General features: G+C 47.0%; 20 protein-coding genes. 8 read left to right on the forward strand and 12 right to left on the reverse strand.

Annotation, left to right across the window (positions count from 1 at the left end; genetic code table 11):
* Positions 1–18 precede the first annotated feature (18 nt).
* From tal to PK654_RS21160, 4 genes are all read left to right on the forward strand, one after another.
* On the forward strand, positions 19–969 hold the full coding sequence (gene tal / locus PK654_RS21145) for a transaldolase (protein WP_271699384.1): 951 nt from the start codon (positions 19–21) through the stop codon (positions 967–969).
* Between the two features lie 204 nt (positions 970–1,173).
* The gene (gene tkt / locus PK654_RS21150) at positions 1,174–3,168 is read left to right on the forward strand and encodes a transketolase (protein ID WP_271699385.1); all 1,995 of its coding nucleotides are present in this window, start codon (positions 1,174–1,176) and stop codon (positions 3,166–3,168) included.
* Positions 3,169–3,388: 220 nt separating this feature from the next.
* Positions 3,389–4,504 carry a GGDEF domain-containing protein gene (locus PK654_RS21155; protein ID WP_271699386.1) on the forward strand — a complete coding sequence of 372 codons (1,116 nt, stop codon included), beginning with the start codon at positions 3,389–3,391 and terminating at the stop codon, positions 4,502–4,504.
* 51 nt (positions 4,505–4,555) lie between these two features.
* The gene (locus PK654_RS21160) at positions 4,556–5,248 is read left to right on the forward strand and encodes an HAD family hydrolase (RefSeq protein WP_271699388.1); all 693 of its coding nucleotides are present in this window, start codon (positions 4,556–4,558) and stop codon (positions 5,246–5,248) included.
* Between the two features lie 23 nt (positions 5,249–5,271).
* Here the strand turns inward: PK654_RS21160 and PK654_RS21165 are convergent, their stop codons facing one another.
* Complete coding sequence (locus PK654_RS21165) at positions 5,272–5,922, reverse strand: SH3 domain-containing protein (RefSeq protein WP_271699389.1); 651 nt, start codon at positions 5,920–5,922, stop codon at positions 5,272–5,274.
* A gap of 90 nt (positions 5,923–6,012) precedes the next feature.
* Entirely contained in the window at positions 6,013–6,444 is a 432-nt protein-coding gene (locus PK654_RS21170) for a hypothetical protein (protein WP_271699391.1), read from the reverse strand.
* A gap of 225 nt (positions 6,445–6,669) precedes the next feature.
* Here PK654_RS21170 and PK654_RS21175 point away from each other — a divergent pair, with 225 nt between their 5' ends.
* Together PK654_RS21175 and PK654_RS21180 are read left to right on the forward strand one after the other, a co-directional pair.
* Complete coding sequence (locus PK654_RS21175; protein WP_271699392.1) at positions 6,670–7,524, forward strand: substrate-binding periplasmic protein; 855 nt, start codon at positions 6,670–6,672, stop codon at positions 7,522–7,524.
* Positions 7,525–7,652: 128 nt separating this feature from the next.
* Positions 7,653–8,117, forward strand: a complete 465-nt coding sequence (locus PK654_RS21180; RefSeq protein ID WP_271699394.1) for a plastocyanin/azurin family copper-binding protein — start codon at positions 7,653–7,655, stop codon at positions 8,115–8,117.
* A gap of 57 nt (positions 8,118–8,174) precedes the next feature.
* Here PK654_RS21180 and PK654_RS21185 read toward each other — a convergent pair whose 3' ends face one another.
* From PK654_RS21185 to PK654_RS21200, 4 genes are read right to left on the reverse strand one after another with little or no spacing between them, the layout of a single operon-like run.
* The gene (locus tag PK654_RS21185; protein WP_271699396.1) at positions 8,175–10,859 is read right to left on the reverse strand and encodes an arsenate reductase (azurin) large subunit; all 2,685 of its coding nucleotides are present in this window, start codon (positions 10,857–10,859) and stop codon (positions 8,175–8,177) included.
* A complete protein-coding gene (locus PK654_RS21190) occupies positions 10,860–11,441 on the reverse strand; it encodes an arsenate reductase (azurin) small subunit (RefSeq protein WP_271699397.1) in 582 nt (193 codons plus the stop codon).
* Complete coding sequence (locus PK654_RS21195; RefSeq protein ID WP_271699399.1) at positions 11,441–12,607, reverse strand: cytochrome-c peroxidase; 1,167 nt, start codon at positions 12,605–12,607, stop codon at positions 11,441–11,443. The genes PK654_RS21190 and PK654_RS21195 overlap by 1 nt, the downstream gene beginning before the upstream one ends.
* Complete coding sequence (locus PK654_RS21200) at positions 12,594–13,628, reverse strand: cytochrome-c peroxidase (protein WP_271700739.1); 1,035 nt, start codon at positions 13,626–13,628, stop codon at positions 12,594–12,596. The genes PK654_RS21195 and PK654_RS21200 overlap by 14 nt, the downstream gene beginning before the upstream one ends.
* Positions 13,629–13,905: 277 nt before the next feature.
* Here PK654_RS21200 and PK654_RS21205 point away from each other — a divergent pair, with 277 nt between their 5' ends.
* Positions 13,906–15,783 (forward strand): hypothetical protein, encoded by a 1,878-nt coding sequence (locus tag PK654_RS21205; RefSeq protein WP_271699400.1) that lies wholly within the window; start codon positions 13,906–13,908, stop codon positions 15,781–15,783.
* 225 nt (positions 15,784–16,008) lie between these two features.
* Here PK654_RS21205 and PK654_RS21210 read toward each other — a convergent pair whose 3' ends face one another.
* The 6 genes from PK654_RS21210 to PK654_RS21235 all read right to left on the reverse strand — a co-directional run bounded on the left by PK654_RS21210 (position 16,009) and on the right by PK654_RS21235 (position 21,546).
* Positions 16,009–16,896: an L-ribulose-5-phosphate 3-epimerase gene (locus tag PK654_RS21210; protein ID WP_271699401.1), complete on the reverse strand. Its 888-nt coding sequence runs from the start codon at positions 16,894–16,896 to the stop codon at positions 16,009–16,011.
* Positions 16,897–16,905: 9 nt separating this feature from the next.
* A complete protein-coding gene (locus PK654_RS21215; RefSeq protein WP_271699403.1) occupies positions 16,906–17,550 on the reverse strand; it encodes a 3-keto-L-gulonate-6-phosphate decarboxylase UlaD in 645 nt (214 codons plus the stop codon).
* Positions 17,543–18,376 (reverse strand): Cof-type HAD-IIB family hydrolase, encoded by an 834-nt coding sequence (locus PK654_RS21220; protein WP_271699404.1) that lies wholly within the window; start codon positions 18,374–18,376, stop codon positions 17,543–17,545. Before PK654_RS21220 ends, PK654_RS21215 begins: the two co-directional genes overlap by 8 nt.
* Before the next feature lie 9 nt (positions 18,377–18,385).
* A complete protein-coding gene (locus PK654_RS21225; protein WP_271699405.1) occupies positions 18,386–19,078 on the reverse strand; it encodes an L-ribulose-5-phosphate 4-epimerase in 693 nt (230 codons plus the stop codon).
* A gap of 176 nt (positions 19,079–19,254) precedes the next feature.
* Complete coding sequence (locus PK654_RS21230) at positions 19,255–19,719, reverse strand: PTS sugar transporter subunit IIA (RefSeq protein WP_271699407.1); 465 nt, start codon at positions 19,717–19,719, stop codon at positions 19,255–19,257.
* Positions 19,720–19,782: 63 nt separating this feature from the next.
* Positions 19,783–21,546: a PTS ascorbate-specific subunit IIBC gene (locus PK654_RS21235; RefSeq protein WP_271699408.1), complete on the reverse strand. Its 1,764-nt coding sequence runs from the start codon at positions 21,544–21,546 to the stop codon at positions 19,783–19,785.
* A 383-nt stretch (positions 21,547–21,929) separates the two neighbouring features.
* On the opposite strand from PK654_RS21235, the gene ulaR reads away from it, so the two are divergent.
* Positions 21,930–22,685, forward strand: coding sequence for an HTH-type transcriptional regulator UlaR (gene ulaR / locus PK654_RS21240; protein WP_271699410.1), 756 nt, complete (start codon positions 21,930–21,932; stop codon positions 22,683–22,685).
* Positions 22,686–22,705: the final 20 nt, after the last annotated feature.

Genomic DNA, 22,705 nt, shown 5'->3' on the forward strand with positions numbered 1-22,705 from the left:
CAGGATAGGACGACGGATATGAGCAACAAATTAGAGCAACTTCGTAAAGTAACTACTGTAGTAGCAGATACAGGCGAAATCGAAGCCATTCGTAAGTATCAGCCAGAAGATGCAACGACTAACCCTTCTTTAATTCTTAAAGCCGCTCAAATTGCAGAATATGCACCTCTAATCGACCAAGCTATCGAGTACGCTAAATCTCAGAGCAGTGATAAAGCTCAGCAGATTCAGGACACTTGCGACATGCTTGCAGTAAACATCGGTAAAGAGATCCTGACAACTGTTCCGGGCCGTATCTCTACTGAAGTAGACGCACGTCTTTCTTACGATACTGAAGGCAGCATCGCGAAAGCACGTCAACTGGTTAAAATGTATAACGATGCAGGTATCTCGAATGACCGTATCCTTATCAAACTAGCTTCTACATGGGAAGGTATCCGTGCTGCTGAAGTTCTTGAAAAAGAAGGCATCAACTGTAACCTGACTCTACTCTTCTCATTCGCACAGGCTCGTGCATGTGCTGAAGCTGGCGCATTCCTGATTTCTCCTTTCGTAGGCCGTATCATGGACTGGTATAAAGCGAAAGAAGGTCGTGACTTTGAAGCAAGTGAAGATCCGGGCGTACTGTCTGTTACTAAGATCTACAACTACTATAAAGAGCACGGTTACAACACGGTTGTAATGGGTGCGAGCTTCCGTAACATCGGCGAAATCCTTGAGATCGCAGGTTGTGACCGTCTGACTATCGCTCCTCAGCTTCTTAAAGAGCTGGAAGAAGCAGAAGGTGAAGTAGTTGAGAAACTGGTTGCTACCACTGACATCAAAGAGCGTCCTGCTGCAATGACTCACGCAGAGTTCCTGTGGGAGCACAACCAGGATCCAATGGCAGTAGAAAAACTAGCTGAAGGCATCCGTAACTTTGCTGTTGATCAGGGCAAACTTGAAGCGATGATCGCTGAGAAGCTTTAATTTTCTAAAATAACGGTTGCTGATTAAGGTTCTCATTCAGGCAAATAGCGGACACAAACACGTGTGAACCCATCCATGGGACTCCACCGCGCCATCCATGGCGCAGAGGGTTTGCTTACCGATATTTGCCTTATGAATTAGCAAGATGAACAACCGTTATTTAAAAACCAGATTTACTTATTTTAAATTATTTCGGAAATAATTATGGAACGTAAACAATTAGCTAATGCAATCCGCGCGTTAAGCATGGATGGTGTACAACAAGCCAACTCCGGTCACCCGGGTGCCCCTATGGGTATGGCGGACATCGCTGAAGTACTTTGGCGTGGCCACATGAACCACAACCCACAAAACCCTGAGTGGGCTGACCGCGACCGCTTTATCCTGTCTAACGGTCACGGCTCAATGCTGATTTACTCTCTGCTTCACCTGACTGGTTATGAGCTATCTATTGATGACCTGAAAAACTTCCGTCAACTGCATTCTAAAACTCCGGGTCACCCTGAGTACGGTTATGCGCCTGGCGTTGAGACCACTACAGGTCCTCTTGGTCAGGGTATCACCAACGCTGTAGGTATGGCGCTGGCTGAGAAATCCCTTGCTGAGCAGTTCAACAAAGAAGGCCATGACATTGTAGACCACAACACTTACGTGTTTATGGGTGACGGCTGTCTGATGGAAGGTATCTCTCACGAGGCGTGTTCTCTGGCGGGTACTCTTGGTCTTGGCAAGCTAATCGCGTTCTGGGATGACAACGGCATCTCAATCGACGGTGAAGTGGAAGGCTGGTTCTCTGACGACACACCTAAGCGTTTTGAAGCTTACGGCTGGCACGTAATCCCAGCAGTAGACGGTCACGATGCAGCAGCAATCAACGCCGCAATTGAAGCAGCGAAAGCAGAGACAGGCAAACCAACCCTAATCTGTACTAAGACCATCATTGGTTTTGGTTCTCCGAACAAGTCCGGTTCACACGACTGTCACGGTGCACCACTAGGCGCTGAAGAAATTGCAGCAACACGTAAAGAGTTAGGTTGGGAGCACGGTCCTTTTGAAATTCCGGCGGAAATCTATGCAGAGTGGTCTGCGAAAGAAGCAGGCGCAGCTAAGGAAGCAGCGTGGGACGAGAAATTTGCAGCTTATGAAGCAGCATATCCAGAGCTTGCAGCAGAATTCAAACGTCGCGTAAACGGCGACCTGCCTGCTGAGTGGGAAGAGAAAGCGAACCAAATCATCGCTGACCTTCAGGCGAACCCGGCTAACATTGCCTCACGTAAAGCGTCTCAGAACGCACTGGAAGCCTTCGGTAAGATGCTGCCAGAATTTATGGGTGGTTCTGCTGACCTTGCACCATCTAACCTGACCATGTGGTCTGGCTCTAAGTCAATCACTCCGGAAGATGCGTCTGGTAACTACATCCACTACGGTGTGCGTGAGTTCGGTATGACGGCTATCATGAACGGTATCGCCCTGCATGGTGGTTTTGTTCCTTACGGTGCAACCTTCCTGATGTTTATGGAGTATGCCCGTAACGCACTGCGTATGGCGGCTCTGATGAAGGTTCAGAACATTCAGGTTTACACTCACGACTCCATCGGTCTGGGTGAAGATGGCCCGACTCACCAGCCGGTAGAGCAGGTCTCTTCTCTTCGCCTGACTCCGAACATGAGCACATGGCGTCCGTGTGATCAGGTAGAATCAGCGGTAGCGTGGAAGTTTGCTATTGAGCGTAAAGACGGTCCGACCTCACTGATTTTCTCTCGTCAGAACCTTGCACAACAAGAGCGTAGCGCAGCACAAGTTGCTGATATCGCTAAAGGCGGTTACGTACTGAAAGATTGTGAAGGCAAGCCTGAGCTAATCCTGATTGCTACCGGTTCAGAAGTTGAACTGGCAACAGAAGCCGCGGCACAACTGACAGCTGAAGGTAAGAAGGTACGCGTAGTCTCTATGCCTGCAACAGACGTGTTTGACAAGCAGGACGCAGCTTACCGTGAAGCGGTACTGCCATCTGATGTAACTGCACGTGTAGCGGTAGAAGCGGGTATTGCTGACTACTGGTACAAGTACGTTGGTTTCGACGGCCGTGTAATCGGTATGAGCACCTTCGGTGAATCTGCTCCGGCAGGCGAGCTGTTCAAGATGTTCGGCTTCACCGTTGAAAACGTAGTAGAAACAGCAAAAGAAGTTCTGGCGTAATCTTACACCTGACTGATTCGCTTTAAAGGCCTGCCGGTGAACTCCGGCAGGCCTTTTTTATGCAGCTTATCTCTTTCACATCACCTGCCGTTTATTCCTTCCTATAAAAAAGAATAAAATCAATCAGACAAATGCAATTAATAACATAGTCCATAATTTTCATATCCTTGCTATACTTAACGGCACAATAATAAAAAACCAAAAACGGCTAGGACAATTTATGCAACAAACTCAGCAAACCCTCGCAGAGCAGATGCGTATTGGTGATCATGAAATTGAGCGCCGTAAAGCACTGCTCGAATTAACTCAGAAAGATTTTGATCGCCTGAAAGAGTGTGGTGTCTGGTTTGAACCCATGATCGAACCTCTGGTGACTCAGTTTTATCAGTTGCAGACTGAAGTACCTGAAATCGCACTTATTATTGGTGATAAAGAGACCCTTAATAACCTGCACAACAGTATGATCCGCTATATTGGTGAACTGTTTGCTGGTGATTACGGCAAAGACTACGTCAACAAACGGCTGCGAATCGGAAAAATTCACCAACGAATCGGTGTCAGTCCTAAGCTCTATTTATCGGCTATCAGCCAACTGCAGCAGATCATCGAAGGGCAAATTATAGAAACCAGCGAAGATGCAGCAGAAATTATTAAGTCTCTGAGAAAGCTGTTTTATTTCGACAATCAACTGGTTTTCGATACCTATATTGCTTCGCTACAAAGCATGGTTGAAACTTCTAACAACCAACTTGAAGAATACGCTTCCAACCTAGAGAAAAATGTGGCAGAAAGAACCGAAGCCCTTGTTCAACTCTCTATCAAAGATCCGCTGACCAAGTTATTTAACCAGCGCGCATTTTATGAAGAGCTGGAGAAAACCATGGCCATCTGCAGGCGCAACGATTCACACCTGACCCTGCTCTATATAGACCTGAACAAGTTCAAACAGGTAAACGATGAACACGGCCATCTGGCCGGGGATGATGTTCTGCTGGCGTTTGCTGAAGCTTGTAATATGACGTTGAGAAAATCTGAATCGGCCGCGCGGTATGGCGGCGATGAATTCTGTATTATTATGCCAAATACTAGGATTGAGCAGGCAAATAAACTGTGCGAGCGTCTGTCTGAGCAGTTCAGTGAACTTAACCAGTACGGTGTTACTCTCAGCATTGGCGGCGCCTCCTACTACCCGGAAGCAGAAGTATCCGTAGATGAGTTAATGCACAATGCCGATATACAGATGTATCAGGCGAAAAAAGTGGCTCACCAGAGTCAGAAACACGAGTTCAGCTTTCTGCCTCGTCAGGAAGAGAACAATGTAACAAAGCTGGCCTGATAACTCAGGTATGTAGATAAAAATATAATTAAAACAAAAAGCTAGGTAATTATGATTAGGGCAATACTTTTTGATATGGACGGACTTATTTTTGATACTGAGTCCATCCACAAAGCCTGCTGGCTGGCGGCCGCAGAACAGCAACATATCACAATAGATGAGGAGTTTTACCAGACCTTTATTGGTGTACAAGCTGCCGAATGCGAAAAGAGACTGATAAAACGGTTTTCTTCCCGTCTCGATATTGAACGTTTCAGAATCGATCGCGATAAACTGTTAGAAAAAAGCAGAGAGACACAAGCAGAGTTTAAGCCGGGCTTTCAACAACTGATATACCTGCTTAAACAGCAGGGGCTTTCATGTGCCTTGGTCACCTCATCAGCCCTGAATGAGGTACAACATCACTTTTCATCAAACCGTTATCTGGATGAGTTTGATGCTATTGTGACGGCAGAAGACGTTACCAGAGGTAAACCCAACCCGGACTGCTACCTGCAGGCATGCCAGAAGTTGGCAATAAAACCGAAACATTGTCTGGTACTAGAAGATTCAAATAATGGTATGAGAGCCGGGCTTGATGCCGGATGCCTGGCAGCTATGGTGCCTGATCTGCTCCAGCCAAGTGACGACATAGCGGCAAGGGCAAACTTTATTTTCAACAGCCTGTATGACGTTGCCGAGCTGATTGAAGCGACCAGTATCGCCACTGACTGTCATGGAGAGCTTTCCAAAGCGGGTGCTTAAGGCCGCTTTGCAAAAACCAACCGTTAAGGTTTAAAGGTCTGCCCGGATTCTACATTCAGGTAGACCTTATCTTCCCTGCGGGTTCCGCCGCAGTAGACAAAATAGACAGGTTCTATATTAAAGGTCACAGATTTTACCCAGCCGCCGACCAGTTCAAAGTCTTCAAAGGAGCATTCTCCGGAATCAAGCAGTTCACGGGTGCCTTTAATAAAACTCTCTTCATACTCTTTCAGATCATCAGATTTTTTAATCAGGGTCAGCATGGTTTTTCGCTTCTCTTCCGGGGTGATCTCCGGTTTATCATGGGAGAGATAACTGGTATGTAGCCAGTCTGCCACATCGTTACCACTATCATGAACCTCGAAATCAGAGATGCGAACCCAGTCCCCTTTAACTTCAAGAGCTTTAATTGCATCACCGCGCCTTAATACCGAGCGGATTTGTGAGTTTTTATCAGGGTAAGAGCGAACATTCAGCCGGTCAGAGACAACAAAATAGTCGAGGTTGGGTTTGATTACCGGCTTTGGTTTGGGCTTTTCTGCAACGGGTGCCGGCTCTTCTTCCACTGCCACTACCGGCGGCTCTTCATTCATCATAAAGAAGTAGTAATACGCCCCGCCACCGCCTGCAGCGATAAGCAGCAATATAACTATAATAATGATGATTTTTTTCATAACCCCGCCGGATAAATGCAATTTTGGCTCAGAGAGCCACAATACTATTTTATCGGCAGTCAGGGAATAAGCTTTAAGCCTCGCTAAAAGCTAGAGCACTGGTTTGGTCTGAACAATTTTAATATAGGAAGAAGGCTTGCCATTCACATACTCAGCACCACTGTGAATATTGCTCTCTTTCAGTCCGATAATACGATACTCAACGATTCGTTCACCGATTTGAAACGCAATAAACAGGCATCCATCGACTATCTTCCAAGCCCCTTCCGCATACTGGGTACCAAATAGATTCTTCTCTTCTGCTTTGCCGTTCGGATAAAGATGAAGCTCTGTGGCTTCGCCTTCGATATTCACCCTTACCCAATGCTGGGCAGAAACTTCATAGTTAAGGATTTTACGGCGCTTCTTACACCATGCAGCATAATCCCTCTCTTGTCTTGGTGACAGTTCAGGAAGATCGTCCAGTTCAAGTAGAGTGTGCTGAGACTCAACCCAAAACAACTGCTGATGCAAAAGCGTCATTTAAACCTCGAATATAGTGACGGAGCTCTCTAAAAAAGGGGGCTACTGTGATACAAAACCCATAATAAGTCAATGCGATCGGTAACTTGGGTTATCCCATATCAATCTTTAACCGTAACCAGCCTATGTCACCGCAATGTTCCCATTCAGGCAGCACTCCCTGCTAAGCAAAACTGTCTAATCTGACTTACACTTAAGTGGTACTGGTCACTATACGGCGGGATAATGCATCGCTACAGATTGCAGCTTGTTTTGCTCATTACCTCTATTCTGTTCGCCCTTAAGTCATATGCCGGTGCCGATCCGGTGAAGGTTGTGATTTATGGCGATGCACACTATCCGCCGTACTCATGGGAGCAAGGAGACCAGGTTGTGGGAATCTATCTCAGCATTCTGCGTCAGGCCTTTAAAAAGATGACCAACTACGACGTTGAATTAAAACCCGTACCCTGGAAGAGAGGCCTTTATTATCTGCAGCAGGGAAGCGCCTTCGCCCTATTTCCTCCCTACTATCACCCTACACTGAGACCCTATATCTCACCCTACTCTGTACCAATACTTGATGAGTTAACTGTACTGGCTTGCTATAAAGAGACCTTTAATACCCCAAGAACCATCTGGCCTGATGATTTTTTCGGACTGGTGATTGCCGTAAACCGAGGCTATGAACTGGGCGGAAAAGCCTTCTACCGCGCGGTGGCACAAGACAAAATACAGCGTATGGAGATTGAAGGGACTGAAAAAAACCTGCTGGTAGTATCGACTGGCAGAACCGACTGCTATATCAATGATATCAACGCCATTAAATGGGGTGTACAGAAACTTAAAAACGATAAACGGTTTAAGCTGCAAATGGACAATATCGCTTACGGACCGACTATCGCCTCACAACAAGGGTTTCTCGGCTACAGCAATATCCGCAACGAACAGTTCCCCTATAAGAGCGATTTTGTACGCGAGTTTGACACCGTTATTGACCAGATGAAACGCAGTGGAAGAATTGATGCTATTGTTGAACAGTTTTATCGTGAAAACCAACCGAAACCTACCCCGCCCAGCACCCCGGACTCCGCGCCTTAACCCTCTGTTTGTTCTCAGCCAAATATAAAGCCTGCCACCAACTCAAAATGCTAATAATTCTCTTTTACATTAACAATATATGGAATAGCATACGCTATCAGTCGATAAACTTATATTGAGAACAATAAATGAGAGTATTACTTCTGCTTGCGGCACTTCTTTCTGCCCCACTTTATGCCGAAACTAAAGTTATCCGTCAGGTAATGGATATGGATGTTGAAAACATCGATAAGATGTATCAGTTTATTCCCGATTATGTACATATTCAGCCCGGTGATACGGTTAAAATCACCGGCAGCCTTGGCGCTCATACTGCCCACTCTATTCAGGGAATGTTACCGGAAGGGGCTGAACCTATTGGTGTAGCGAATGCCAGTATCAGCGATATCACTTTTGATGTTCCCGGTGTTTACGGCATTAAATGTAAAGTTCACCACAGACACGGCATGGTGGCGCTGATTGTGGTGGGTGACCCTAGCGTTAATATTGATCAAGCGAGAGCAGCAGCTAAGAAGCGAGTCAGTCGCCGAGCCCAGAAAAAAATGCAAATGTTGCTGGATAAAGCAGAAGCGGAGATTCCGGCAGGCAATTAACCTCAAAATTAAGGGCAGCTCAACGGCTGCCCCTGTACCTCTACTCATGCTCTACTATCAGACAATATTCCTTGGCGCAAAGGAGAAATGGGTAAACTCAGACTTGTATTTAGACTCGCCAAGCTTCTTCACTTTTGCTACCCCCATTTTGTAGTTGTAGTTACCACTTATCTGATCAACCACCCGCGCACTTAATGAGTTAGCCGGATTTTTCATATCCATCATATTGGAGAAAAGTACCCCCTGCTTAGTCACGGTTGTAACAATAGCAATGGCTTTAATGGCCGCACTGTCCAGTTGGATATGGCCATTCTCCAACAAACGGCTGAACTGGAAGTCATCGCCTTCTACACCGAGGATAGTGTCCTTAAAGTTAGCTACCCGTTCTGAATAGACCAACACTTCATCGCCGGATTCAATACCCCGTTTCGCAGCATCGTCCGGATGTATCTCAATCCAGTTTTCCGGCCAGCGCTGGCGGATGTAATCACGCCTTTCATAATCATCAAAACCGGACTGCCAGATCTCATTAATGCGCCCGTTAGAAAACCAGAGTTCATCCTGTTTGGGAGATAACCATGCGTGGAAATCACTAAACAAGTTCCACGGGTGCTTTTGCAGATTAACCTTGCCGGTCTGGCTGTTAAAAAAGGTCAGTTGCTTACGCATCACATTAGCCCCTTTCGCACCATTCTTCAGCCCTTTTTTGTCCAGCTCCTCATAGCTCATTTCTGTATCGTGCAGGCGTTTAGTACCTACCAGCTGTTTGGTGTCATAGTTATAAAACACCGGTCCCTGAATACCCTCTGTACCGAACTCGGCCATCTTCTGATGCAAGGTTTTGCCTTCTTCCCGCGCGGCAACCTTAATCATATTAAAATCTTTACGGCTTCCGCGGCTAAAGCGGGAGGACTCTTCTGCCACCTCATTAGCGTTCTGCCAGTCAAAGCCGTCAAACCCCATCTTCTGCGCCAGCCTGGAGATAATCCACCAGTCAGGTTTCGCTTCGCCCGGTGCATCAGTAAACTTCTGATACAGCCGTAAACGTCTTTCGCCATTGGCGCGCATAAAGTTCTCTTCCCCCCACGTTGCTGCCGGGAAAACAATATCAGCAAACTCTTTGCCAATAGGATCACGCAGGTAGATATCCTGATTGATCACGACAGTGCCACCGGAATCCGCCCGTTTTTTCAGTGTCTCAATAATGCTCTGCTTATCACTGCTGGTTACCTGATGCGGATTGGCTCTGGTGAGCTGATGAAATTTCTCCCTTAGCCCGTTACTTCCCGACATGGCCTGAATCCATGTAGTACCGATAACATGAGCAAAGCGGGTATGGCCGGAATAGAGGTACCGGTCGGTATCAATGGCCCTGCGTCTGCGCCCCGGTAGCTTTTCCGGTGATTTATTTCTCGGCAGGCTACCACCTTTTACCCCGCCACGCTGATGTCCGCCGAAACGTCCGATAATCCGCCCTTCCCTTCCGCCGGTGCCAATAATGGTAGCCAGAGAGGCGATAGCATTGGTATTGCCGGTGTTGTTTGACCAGTAGAAACCTTTCTCAATGCCGATCGACGCTTTGACCCGATTACCGTTAACCGGCTTAGCCAGCATCTCTGCCGCCTGATAAATCTTACTGACATCAATACCGGCGATTTCAGCGGCATAGTCAGGCTCAAACTCCTGCTGAGCCAGATTCCACTTTTTGTAATCTTCGAACCCTTTGGTCTGGAACTTGCCCCATGTGGTGCGCCACTGCCAAGGTGTATTACGGGTTCCCTGACCAAACCCGGAGTTAGATTCCCACTGGCTGTTTACCCAGTTTTCAATCCACTCATCATCCTGCCAGCCATTCTGCATAATCACCCGGATAATGGCGCCCAACACCAGATTATCGGAGCCGGGATTGATATCCAGATGCAGGCCGCCATGTTGCTTCAGCCATGCCGTACCTGCCGTTTCACGCGGGTTGAGGATGATGGTTTTCATCCCCCTTTGTACCGCCGGCATTATGTACTGAGTAAAAATAATCGTCTTGGTTTCGTAAGGGTCGGTACCGCAGATCATCAGAGTATCGGCGCTGCCCCAGTCGTCGTAACTGGGTGCGAAGTTATCAAAACCAGCATCCCTGAAACCGGGCGTAGAGGTCACATCCGATGGCGTATCGTGGAAGGTAAAGTTAGCCGTTTTAATATGCCTCAGGGCATACTTGGTTATGGCATAAGTATTTTCAATATACTGATAAGAATAGGTTTTTACGCTGTAAGCATTCTCGCCATGCTGATTAATCACATGCTTACCGACTTCAGCCGCCACTTCTAATGCCAATTCCCACTCTACCGGCTGAAGATCACCATTAATCCTCATCAGTGGCTTCTGTAAACGGTCACGGGTAAGAGTATCCGGGTTATACAGTTTCTGCGCCAGAAGGCCGCCACGGATAGAACCATCCCCCAGCTTATTCACCACTTTAGAATCCTGATCCGGCAGAACCAACACATGATGAGGCTGACCATTATGCTGCACTATATTGTGCTGCTGAGGTGCTACCCAGATCTGCAGTGTGTTGGTCGGAAAATCAACGCCAAAAGCGTTTTCATCCGCTTTAGGCCCGCCGGAAGCTGAAGAGACCGGCCAGCGATAAACCTTATAGCCGCAGGCAACCACACAGTAGTCACAGGCGGTGGTGATTACATCGGCATTTTTCGGAGGCAGTAACACTTCGATATCTTGCTTATCCATTTAAACCTCCTCAACATCAATCAGGTTTTTGTTGCGGCCGAAAATCAGCCCCATCACACCAACGGCGTAGATATCATCACCCTCTATCTCCAGCATTACCTGAGGGATACTCTCAAAGGCCTGACCGGAAACCACAATACCGTGACGGCGCAAATCAAAAGTAGAGAGATGGAAAGGACACTGGCCGACAATCCTGTGTTCATCAACGGCTTTATAGCTGTTACTCAATGGCCCTCCTTTATGGGTGCATACCATGGAAAAGGCGACAATATCTTTCTCTTTTCCTAGTCCGCCACCACACTCCACAGCAGTTTTCACCAACATAGCAACTGAATTCGGTCCGTCATCGGGATAGTTAAAATGAACCGGCTCATGATTATTAAGGCCGGATAAGCTGGCGATTCTTTTACGCGGATAACCAACCACTCTCGCCTCTGCTTCAACAGCATCCTGATCGTTGAGATAGAGAGTAACGGGCACCAGTGCCACTGTCGTCGCCGCACCTGAGTAGAGCAGAAAATCCCTGCGCGACATCATGCATTTATTGTGACTCTTTGCGGAGTCCAGAGCTTTATTGGTCATTATTTTTTCGCCTCTGCTAACTCTTGTTCACTAAACAGCCGTTGATAACCGGGCAACTCGGGTTCTTCGATTAAGATAGGCTCACCGGAAAAGGCCTCAACAAAAGAGAGCAGATCTTGTTTCTCTTGTTCCGTTAGCCCCAGAGGGCGAATCAGTTCAGATTTGGTCTGCGGGAATCCGGTACTGCGTCCGTCAGAGGCAACGCCGCCACGGTTATAAAACTCAATCACCTCTTTAAGGCTTGGTATCACACCGTTATGCATATACGGTGCGGTATATTTGCTATAACGAAGGCTTGGGGTGCGGAAGGTGCCGAGCATCTCTTTGCGTTTGGCTCGGAAATAGCCACCGGGATCCGCCTTGAGGGTGCGGTACATCTCTTCCGTCACCCCTTTTGAGTAGAGTTCCCAGCGGAACGTTATCTGAGCCATACCATCATCCTGCCACCATGGGCTTGGCGGAACACCGATATTGTAGAAGGCCTGATCAGAAGCGAGCGGCCCGTTATGACAGGCAATACACTGTGCCTTGGTTTCAAATAGTTGTTTTCCCCTGATTTGCGACTCAGTCAGAGCGGTTTTATCGCCAAGCAGGTAGCGGTCAACCGGTGTATCCCGCTGAACTAAGGTTCGCTCAAAGGCAGCGATGGCCCGCCATGCATTGTGGATCTTAGGTGACTTATCTCCAAACACCTGACGAAAACGCTCTACATAATCAGGGATCAGCGCCAGACGCGCTTCCATAATGTCATCTTCACCGTTACCGGCCACCGCGCCTTTTGCTGCCGCAGGAGCTTGTTTTTCAAGGGACATGGCACTGCCCGCCCAGAACAATTTATCATAGTAGGCTGAGTTAATAATGGTCTGACTGTTGCGCCAATGAACCGTACCGGGATAACCCATAGAGAGATCATCAGGAAAGCCCCAACCCTGAGTTTGTATATGACAAGCCGAACAAGGCATTGAAGTATCACCACTTAACCGGCCGTCAAAAAACAGCATTTTGCCCAGTTCAATCTTCTCTGGTGTCTGTGGGTTGTCAGCGGGGACAGGCACCTCACCGAGAGGAGCCAGTTTTGCCTCAGCGTAAGCCGTACTACTAAACAGAGTGCTGTTGAGCAGGGATGCAAGGAGAGTCAGAAACAAAACGGCACTAGTTTTTGGCATTTTCCCACTCCTCTGTGTATTCGTAATCAAAGTCGTATTGCTTATATTCAAATTCAGACCCCGTTAGCGGATCACCGGAAAGTGCATTAAGAAAAGCCACCAGAGCCTGCTGTTGTCCGGCAGTAAGATTAAGAGGCTTAATGCGTGGATCTTTAAATCTGTCTTCGCCGCCGCCCTGATTATAAAAAGCGACAACCTCTTCCAGCGTCGTCAGCATACCGTTATGCATATAAGGCGCGGTGTAGCGTAGTTCCCGCAATGACGGAGTAATAAAGCTACCGCGATCGCTTCCGTCAGCTTTATGTAACTGCACATGAGCACCGACATCCCGCTTTAGCTCCAGATAATCAGGCACGCCCATAAACATATTGAAGGCAATAAAGGTTTGGTGGCGCAGAGGATCGCGAAAGATATCAAAGTTCTCAGGCACACCGGTATTGTACGCGTTTCCGTCGCTAAACAGCTCACCACTGTGGCACTGACTACAACCAGCCTGACCATAAAAAAGTTCACGCCCCTGCTCCGCTAATGGAGACAGAGCTCCGCTGTCGACAGGTGCATTTCGTGAGGTCAGGGTTTTGATATATTCAGGCAACGCCTTTCTGGCACCGCCGTTGGAAGGCTCGCCCAAGCCAGCTTTGCGAAACAGTTCAACATAGATCGGATCCTGCTTCATGCGCTCCTGCATCAGGCGCATATCCATGTTCATCAGCCAGTCTTCGGTAATATTTTCGCGGACCACATCGTTCAGGCTGGTACCGATTCTGCCGTCATGAAACCAGACGGTTTTATAGCTGGTATTTATCAGCGAAGGAACGTTACGGAACCCTTTGCTGCCGGTATAAGCCGGCCCTAACGCATCCGGATGAGCGTAACCGTGTTCAGGAATATGACAACTGGCGCAAGAGAGAGAGTCATCACCGGACAAACGGGTATCAAAGAACATTCTTTTACCCAATTCAGCCAGCGGAGCATTAATTTCTTGTGGCGGTAAAGCTGCAAATCCGCGTAACGGGATCATCAAGACCGCAATCAGCCAGAAACTATGCTTGGCTATTGCTTTCATTAAAACTTCCTTAGTTATTATTATTTAATCAGGTCGCTAATATTTGACCATCGTCACGACTTATTAAATGCGAGTGGTTATTATTAGCAATCTCAACAAATATATACTATTTCAAATTTCAATGCCCTCTGAACTTCTCATTAACGCTATAAATTCCACAATAAATTCTGGTACTTGTGATCAAAAAGTACTGGCAATATCCGCTTTAACACACTTGCCGGATTCCGATGACTTGCTGGAACAATGCTTACTTGATCAGGATGGAGAGATTGTGCTCTCTGCCTGCCACGCCTTAAAGCAGCGCGAATCTGTTAACACGTCTTTGTTGATTCAGATGGCTGTTGAACATCCGCAAACAGATGTGCGGTTAGCTTCCCTTGAAGTGCTGAATATTTACGGTCAGGGCCGGCAGTACACCGAAGCTCTGTTAGCCCTGCTGACTGATGAATGTGAACAGTGGCAGGATGAATGGGATAACAGTTTTGATATTCAGCTTCAGGCGGCAAAAAACTTACTCAGCCAACCCCACTTATTCAGCGAAGATGATATTCAACAGATCATTAACCGTTACCAGGATGATCCTGAACCGGAGTTGGCACAAACCCTGTGCTATCTGATAGCTAAGGTAAAACCAGAGTGGCTTGCTCAGCAGATTAAACAGACCACTGGCGCGCAGCAGAGGCAGATAGTAAAAGCTTTGCAGGATAAAGCGGCCCTATACCGCGCGGCAAAATCTGCTGACCCGGTGGTAAAACGGATTGCCATTCAACGGCTGGCAAAACTGGATACCCGCGAGTATCTTCAGGATTTTTTACTGTGGCTGAATGATGCTGATTTTGACGTATTCCGTTGCTCGGCAGATAAGCTGGATGACTGGAACTACCCAGTTGGTCATCAGCACCTTGAACCGCTTATCTCTTCCGGCAGACACAAACTGGATTACGCCCTGCCCTTGCTAGGCGAACAGGCATTTTTGCAGCTAAGCCAATTGTGGCAGAAGAGACAACTACCCTCGCATAACCTGCCTGCTTATCTCAGACTGGCGCAGAAATATAACCAGCTATCAGATGAGCTATTAACGGAGTATTGCCAACAGTTTTACAGGCTGAAAACCGCAGAACAACTAGAGTCTCTGCAAATACTAACCACAGATAAACCCCTTCTGCTTCCGGTCGCTTTCCTGCGTCAGTGTCTGGAGAGTGAAGCGCTGGATAACAGTGTCAGGCGTTTGCTGATTGCTCACCTGACAAACACAAAGTCAGAGCCCCATATCGACTATCTGAAAAGCCTTTATTTCCCTGCACACAATAGAATTGATGCAAAAGAGCCTGCTGAAGAAATTGCCATTATAGACGAAGCAGAAACAGAAGATGTCCAGCAAACCTCTACCTTATCTGCCTTGCTAAGCCAGTCTCAATCCCGTCAACCCGAAGTCAGTTATGATAATCCTCTGCCACAGGAATTAGAGCACTTTGAACCACTGCTTCAACATCAGCAGACCCGTTTTTCCTCTGGACGAAAAAACAAGGTTGCCCGTATTGAGTCCTTATCGGCTCAGACATTAGCCCGCCAGCTCTGCAGCGATCGCGAATGGATAGAACAAGCTCTTAAAACCAGCCCTGATAACGATGTGCTAAAGGCCTGCGTTCAGTTCGGTATCAACTACCCTTCAGTACGCTCAGCAGAGGCGGATAGCTGGCTGTATAGCTCAGATTCAGATGCACAAAAGCAGTTGTTAACCATAGAGTGGCTGGGTGACGGCATCCCTGAAACCTTTATTCAAAAAGCACTGGTTCATGCCAACCCAGCCCTGACAGTTAAAGTTATCCGGTATTGCCACGATAAACAGCAACTGAACTTTCTGCTAAACCACCCGTTTATCGATGTAAAAAAGCAGGCGTTTAAGCAGTTGTTGGTGTTAGCTGGTGATCAACCGGAACAGTTACATACCTTGATAGCAAAGGCACTTAATTGTGATGAACTGGTTGATCTGATTTCTGTAAAGCAGTTAGAAACAAATGAAGAGTTGTTATCTGAGCAGATTGAGGCAGGAAGCCTGACCGCACTAGCCGCAGCCGTGCGATATCTGAAAGAACTAAAAGACAGCTAAGGCAATGCCCACGTTCCATGAAATGCCCCAACCTCCTCAATGGTATGGGCTCCTGTTTAGTTGACACTATTACCTTAGCCGAGTTTTCGGCAAAGGTGGGGAGTCCATACCATTGAGAGACAAATAGTGCTAGTCTTATCCATGGTATGGGCTCCTGTTTAGTTGACACTATTACCTTAGCCGAGTTTTCGGCAAAGGTGGGGAGTCCATACCATTGAGAGTGTGTTAATAGATAGCAGCAAATAACAGTGGCAAATCAGCATCCACGCAGGCTTTATTTAGTCTGCTTTGCGCGGTTCTGATGTTTTCCTTCCAGTTGTCATCCTGAGCCCACATTTCGATCACCAGCGGTACAACTATTTCATGTCGCTTCAGGGTTTTAAAGATAGAGACAAAATCCACTTCGCCTTCACCAATCACCAAGTCACGGAACTGACCTTTATAGTCGCCCTTCACCTTATAAGTGTCTTTCAGGTGAATCTGAGTGATTCTTGGTGCGCTTAGTGCCAGCTCAGTACAGGTATCGTAGTTCCAGCCGTTGATATTACCCACATCAGGATAAGCGGTAAAAAACGGCGAGTTTACCTGACGGTTAAGTACCTCAAACTTACTTAGCGAGTTCAGATAGTCAGTATCCATAATCTCTACCGACAACATCATGCCCGCTTTTTCAGCCAGCTTGGCGCAGTACTTCATCCCTTCAATAAAGCGCTGATGAGTCGTTTCATCGGCCGGCTCATAATAGACATCGTAACCCGCTAACTGGATGTTTCTCACACCCAGTTTGTATGCCAGTGTGATTGCCTTTTCCATGTGAATAGCGGCCTGCTCGCGGATAGCTGCATCTGCTGAACCAAAAGGAAATTTACGGTGCGCACTCAGGCACATGGACTGCAGCGGCAGCCCGTGTTGTTCACAGAGATGGCGCAACTGATAGATTTCTTCATCGCTCCAGTCAAGACGGCTACGCCTTTCATCGGATTCATCAACGGAAATCTCCAGAAAATCAAACCCCAGCTCTTTAGCAGTGATGATCTTCTCCTGCCACGATAGCTCTGCCGGAAGCGCTTTCTCATATAAGCCAACGCGATGGCGTTCCAGATTCTCGAACATAATCTGCCCTTACCAGTAACGGTTAATCTGAGCGCGCAGTGCTTCAGCAGTCTCTTTACCTTTCTCACCAGCTAATGCACGGCCGGCAATAAAGGTTTTCGCCTTGATACCTTCGAACAGATATAGATCTTCAGGAACGATACCGCCGGTGATAGAAAGCTCGATACCAAGGTCGGACAGGGCACGCATCTTCTCAAGGTCAGCCTCAGTCCAGCCCACACCAGCCAGTTCAGCATCACGGGAACGGTGGTAAATAGCCTGTTTAATACCCAGACCAACCCACGCTTTAGCGTCTTCCATTGTCCAGTTACCGTAGATTTCTATCTGAATTTCACCGTTAAACTCGTCAGCCACCTTCTTACACGCTTCAATAGTGGCAATATGAGCAGCAGCAGAGACGGTAATCCAGTCAGCACCAGCTTCAAACGCCATACGGGCTAGAATGGCACCGCCGTCAGTGGTTTTCATATCACACACCAGAATATGATCCGGGTGGTTTTTGCGTAGCGTTTTTACGGAGTTCATCCCTTCGGCAAACGCCAGAATGGTGCCTACTTCAATTACATCAACAAAGCTCTCTACATTGCTTGCAACTTTTACGGCACTCTCTAAATCTGTCTGATCAAGGGCGATCTGAATCATTGGTTTAGTCATTATGTTGTCCTCTGAATTTTTCACGAATTAGACGGGCTAGCCCGCCCTGATTGTTATCTGAGTGACATACCATGTCGGCAGCGGCTTTAACTGTGTCGTCTGCGTTTTGCATCGCGACGCCGAGCCCCGCCAGTTGAATCATGGAAATGTCATTGTGGTTGTCACCGACAGCGATGGTCTGCTCAGGTTTAAATCCCTGTTGTTGCAGATACTCACTAAGACGGTGACCTTTGCTGTTACCCTTACTGGCAAAGTCGACCCGGTTAGACCATGAGCGTTCGCCACTAAAGTTTTCCTCAATAAAAGGAAGTTGTTGCAGTTTCTCGATATCTGAAGGCTCACCTTCTATCACAAACTTCCAGATATAATCTGCCTTGCCAATCTCTTCACTAAAGCAGTCAATCCGGCGGATATCCGGGCGGACTGAAGGTTCAAACTGAGTTGACCACTGCTCCAGCTTTTTCATGTAATCAATAGGATCACGTTTTGAATAAAGCATGCTGTTGGTGACATACAACACCAGCTTCATCTGGTAATGATTGGCCAAGTCGAGAAAGTTATTGGCCGTTTCTCTGCTCAAAGCATTGGCCGTTAACACCCGGTTGTTCTGATAGTCATAAACATAGGTACCGTTACAACAGATAACCGGAGTATCAAGTTGCAGCAGATCATAGTAAGGCCGGGCAGCGGTATGATGACGGCCGGTAACCAGAACCACATGAGCTTGAGGTTTTACTTCCCTGATGGCAGCAATCACTTCAGGGTGAATGCCGTGCTCATCGTTAAGAACCGTTCCGTCCAGATCCAGTGCTAAAACCTGATACATAAGCTTCCCTTACTGCTGTCCGTAATACGCATTGGCACCGTGTTTACGGTTGTAGTGCTTGTCGGATAGCTCCGGCTGGATCTTAATTCCGCTGTTCAGTGAACGGGTCGCCAGTGCCATTGCCGACACCTCTTCCAATACCACGGCATTATGAACGGCGTCTTTAGCATCTTTACCCCATGAGAATGGCGCATGGCCGGCAACTACCACGGCAGGAACCGCTTTAGGGTCGAGATCCCGCTTATGGAACTCACTGACGATCACAAGGCCGGTGTTCTTTTCGTACTCACCTTCGATCTCTTCAGGAGTCAGGTTACGGGTGCAGGGAACGTCACCATAGAAATAGTCAGCATGAGTGGTTCCCAGAGCAGGTACATCCAACCCGGCCTGAGCCCAGATAGTGGCACTACGGGAATGGGTATGAACAACGCCGCCGATGTTCGGGAAGGCTTTATAGAGTTCAATATGAGTATCTGTATCGCTGGAAGGGTTCATCGTCCCTTCAACTCTATTACCATCCAAATCCACAACTACGATGTCATCGACATTCATATCGTCGTATTCAACACCGGAAGGTTTAATGGCGATAACGCCCAAATCGCGATCGATTTCCGAAACATTACCCCAGGTAAAAGTCACCAGACCATACTTAGGTAATTGCAGATTTGCATCCAATACGCGTTGCTTAAGTGCTTGATACATAATCTTTATTTCAACCTTTTTTCAATTTTAATCTACAAAAATTTAAGCTGCAAAAAGTCACCGCAACCTTTTTACAGGTAGCAGATAGCTAGGTTAACTAAGCAGATTAAATGGCGCTGCCTGACTGAGGCAGCAGGGAAACAGCAGAACCGGCTATCCGTTCTGCTGCCTGAGAATTACTCCGCTAGCGCGGCGTCAATAACCTTGTAAACATCCTGCTCTGACTGACAAGCCAGAAGTTTGTCGATGTCTACACCGGTTTCACTCTCTTCATCATCAAGAACCTGAGTCACTTCCATCAGGCCTTCCATATGTTCATCAGAAGAGCTACCGGCAAGGGTAACCATGACTCTCACCTGCTCACCTTCGATATCGATAGGCTCTGCCAGAGTGACCAAAGCAAATGCGGTGCGGTTTACACCATCTTCAGGACGGGCATGAGGCATTGCAAAATCAGGTGCGATACAGATATAAGGGCCCAGTTTCTCAATACTGGCAACGATGGCCTTATTGTAGCTAGGCTCAACGGCGCCGGATTTTTCCAGCATATCTGTTCCGACTTTAATCGCTTCACGCCAGTCGCTTGCCTGTACATTAAGTTTGATTGACTGGTTATCGATAAGTGATTGTTTGAAACCCATGGTTTTATCTCCTGCAAACGGTTGTCAGCTTGTGACTGACAACCGTGTCTTTCTTATTAAATGTTATTTTTGTGTCGCGAAGTTCTGGTCGATGATTTCCAGTAGCTCATCGCCGAATGAATTAGGGTTAAGCATGTTCTGAACACCCAGAATAAACTTACCTTCACCCACCTCCATCTCACTTGATAGATGCTTTGATGACACTATGATGTCGGTGGATGCCAGCTTTGATTTGTAATCCGATACCGCACAGGAATCCATTACATGTGGAATGCCTTTCTTCTCAAGGTATTTGCCGATCTTCATCTTCATCATCATTGATGAACCCTGACCATTACCACATACCGCAAGGATACTTACCGGGCGAACACCATCTGATGCTTCAATCGCTTGTTGTACTGCTTCTACAACTTCTGGCTCTTCCTGTTGAAGGTCCATTGCACCTTCAGCATCTTCTTCAGCGCGAAGCTGTTTTGAAGCGAAGTACATGTAAACACCAGCCAGACCAACAAGAGCAAAGAAGAAGGCTTTCGATGCAGACAGACCAGCGAAGATTGGCGGGAATACCAGTGCCCAGTCAGCCATACCCATCCAGCCGCTGAACTCAACGCCCTGACCCATAAAGATATCGATAGCCCATGCAGAACCAACAACCTCGATGATACCCATCACGAAACAGATCTTCATAACCGCTTTCCAGCCACCGAAGTGGTTAGCGAATACACCGATGGTTGCGTTAGAGAAGAACATCGGGATAAAGCCCGGGATAATCATGATAGGAGCATCAAGTGCCAGCATGGCAAGAACCGCTGTGAACTGGCCGATAGCACCCCACATAAAGCCGAACACCATAGCGTTTGGCGAGAATGCGTAGATAGCCGCACAGTCGATAGCCAGTACCGCGTTAGGGATAACACGCTCAGAGATACCTTTAAAGGCTTCTGATAGTTCAGCAACGAACATACGTACACCGGCCACGATAACCTGAATAGCTACTGCGAACTTAAGACCAGTCTCAAGAATGTAGATAAACCAGTTAGTTTTACCAGCCATTGCCTGAAGGTTATCAAGGCCGAATGACAGCAGGATAATACCGAAGAACACCGTCATTACGATGGCTGTTGCGGCGATACTATCGTGGAAGATATGTAGCCACTTTGGTAGTTCAATATGGTCAACGCTGTCGTTTTTGTCACCCAGTTTAGGTGCAACTTTTGTTGCAATCCAAGAAGCAACCTGCTGCTGGTGACCAATAGAGAAGCCCGCGCCGCCCGTTACTTCCTGAGTCGGCTTGAACATAATATTTGCTGAGATACCCCAATACAGAGCCATCAGTACTGCTGAGTAGATGATGGTTTCCCACATTGAAGCGCCAAGAATAAAGTAGAATACCGCCACAAGACCTGCCTGCTGGAACATGATGTGACCGGTCAGCATGATGGTACGAATACCTGTGTAACGGCGGAAAAGAACCAGCAGAATATTAATGCCAAGAGCAAGAAGAACCGCATAACCTACCCATGAGTATTTGTCGCCCATGTTTTCCATGGTTGCCATCATAGTAGTGTATGGGTCAATTACTGAACCTGTCAGACCGTGATATTCAGAAAGTTTTTCAATAACAGGTTTGAATCCCTTAACCAGGGTTCCGGCACCAACCTGTACCAGCATAAAGCCGACGATGGTTTTGATGGTACCTTTAATAATTGTGGTTGTATCGCGGCGCAGAAGCCAGTAGCCGATACACGTTACTAAACCGAGTAGTAACGGCGCTTTTGTCATTACCTGACTGTAAAAAATATAGAATACGTCGTATAGGAACTCCATATTTTTACCCCTTCTAATATTTGTTTTGTAGGACAGAGCTAATTGACTCATTATCTGATAAATTAGCTCAGGTTTGTTTTGCTCACGTCACTAAACATAACAATCACAAATAATCATTCAATGCTCATTTGTGATTATTTTGATTTAAATCAATAGTGCTCATCTAAGCCTAAAAGAAGTGCCGATTGGATCAAAAAATATTAGAAAAAGTAATCATTTAACGATAAATCAATGACTTAAATAAACTTGGTGACCTAATTCAAACTTTAATGGTTAAACCCTTTGACATGATTATTTGTGATAACTAGAATCAAAACAGGTCAAAAGTAATCACAACGTAATCATTTGATAATTTGCTAGTGATAAAGAAGTTGGTAAACAACATGAATGAAGTACAACGCCACAACAGTATTCTTGCCCTCCTTGAAGAGGAACACTCCATCAAGGTAAGCACGATTATTGAGCACTTTAACGTTTCTCCTGCGACTGCCCGCAGGGATCTCTCCAAGCTGGATGAACTGGGGAAACTGAGAAAGGTAAGGAATGGCGCTGAAAGGCTGGAATCCGTTAAAAAGATCTGGTCGCCTCTGAATGTCGATAATACTGAGCACTATCGTGAAAAAGTACGCATTGCGGCCCGCGCTGCCGATCTGTGCGACAAAGGCGATAGTGTGGTCATCAACTGCGGTTCCACGGCATTTATGCTGGGTCAGGAGCTGTGTGGAGAAGACATCAAGATCATCACCAACTATTTCCCGCTGGCAAGCTATCTCATTGAACGTGATCACGAGTGCGTAATCATCACTGGTGGTCAATATAACAAATCTAAGAATATCTTCTTAAGTCCCACACCTGAGCTTTCAGGAACGTATGCTGGACACTGGATGTTTACCAGTGGTAAAGGCCTTACCGAACAAGGCCTTTATAAAACAGATATGCTCACAGCGGTCGCTGAACAACAGATGTTGGAACAAGTCGGTAAATTGGTGGTAGTGGTGGATAGCTCCAAAGTTGGACAGCGTTCGGGCATGCTCTTCTGCCCTGCAACCAAGATAGATGTTGTCGTTACTGGCAAAGATGCTGATGAAGCCGTAGTAAGCGCGCTACGGGACAAAGGCATTGAAGTCATTCTGGTTTAATGAATCAATAGGTAATTAAG

Source organism: Vibrio sp. SCSIO 43137 (assembly GCF_028201475.1).
Taxonomy (GTDB): domain Bacteria; phylum Pseudomonadota; class Gammaproteobacteria; order Enterobacterales; family Vibrionaceae; genus Vibrio.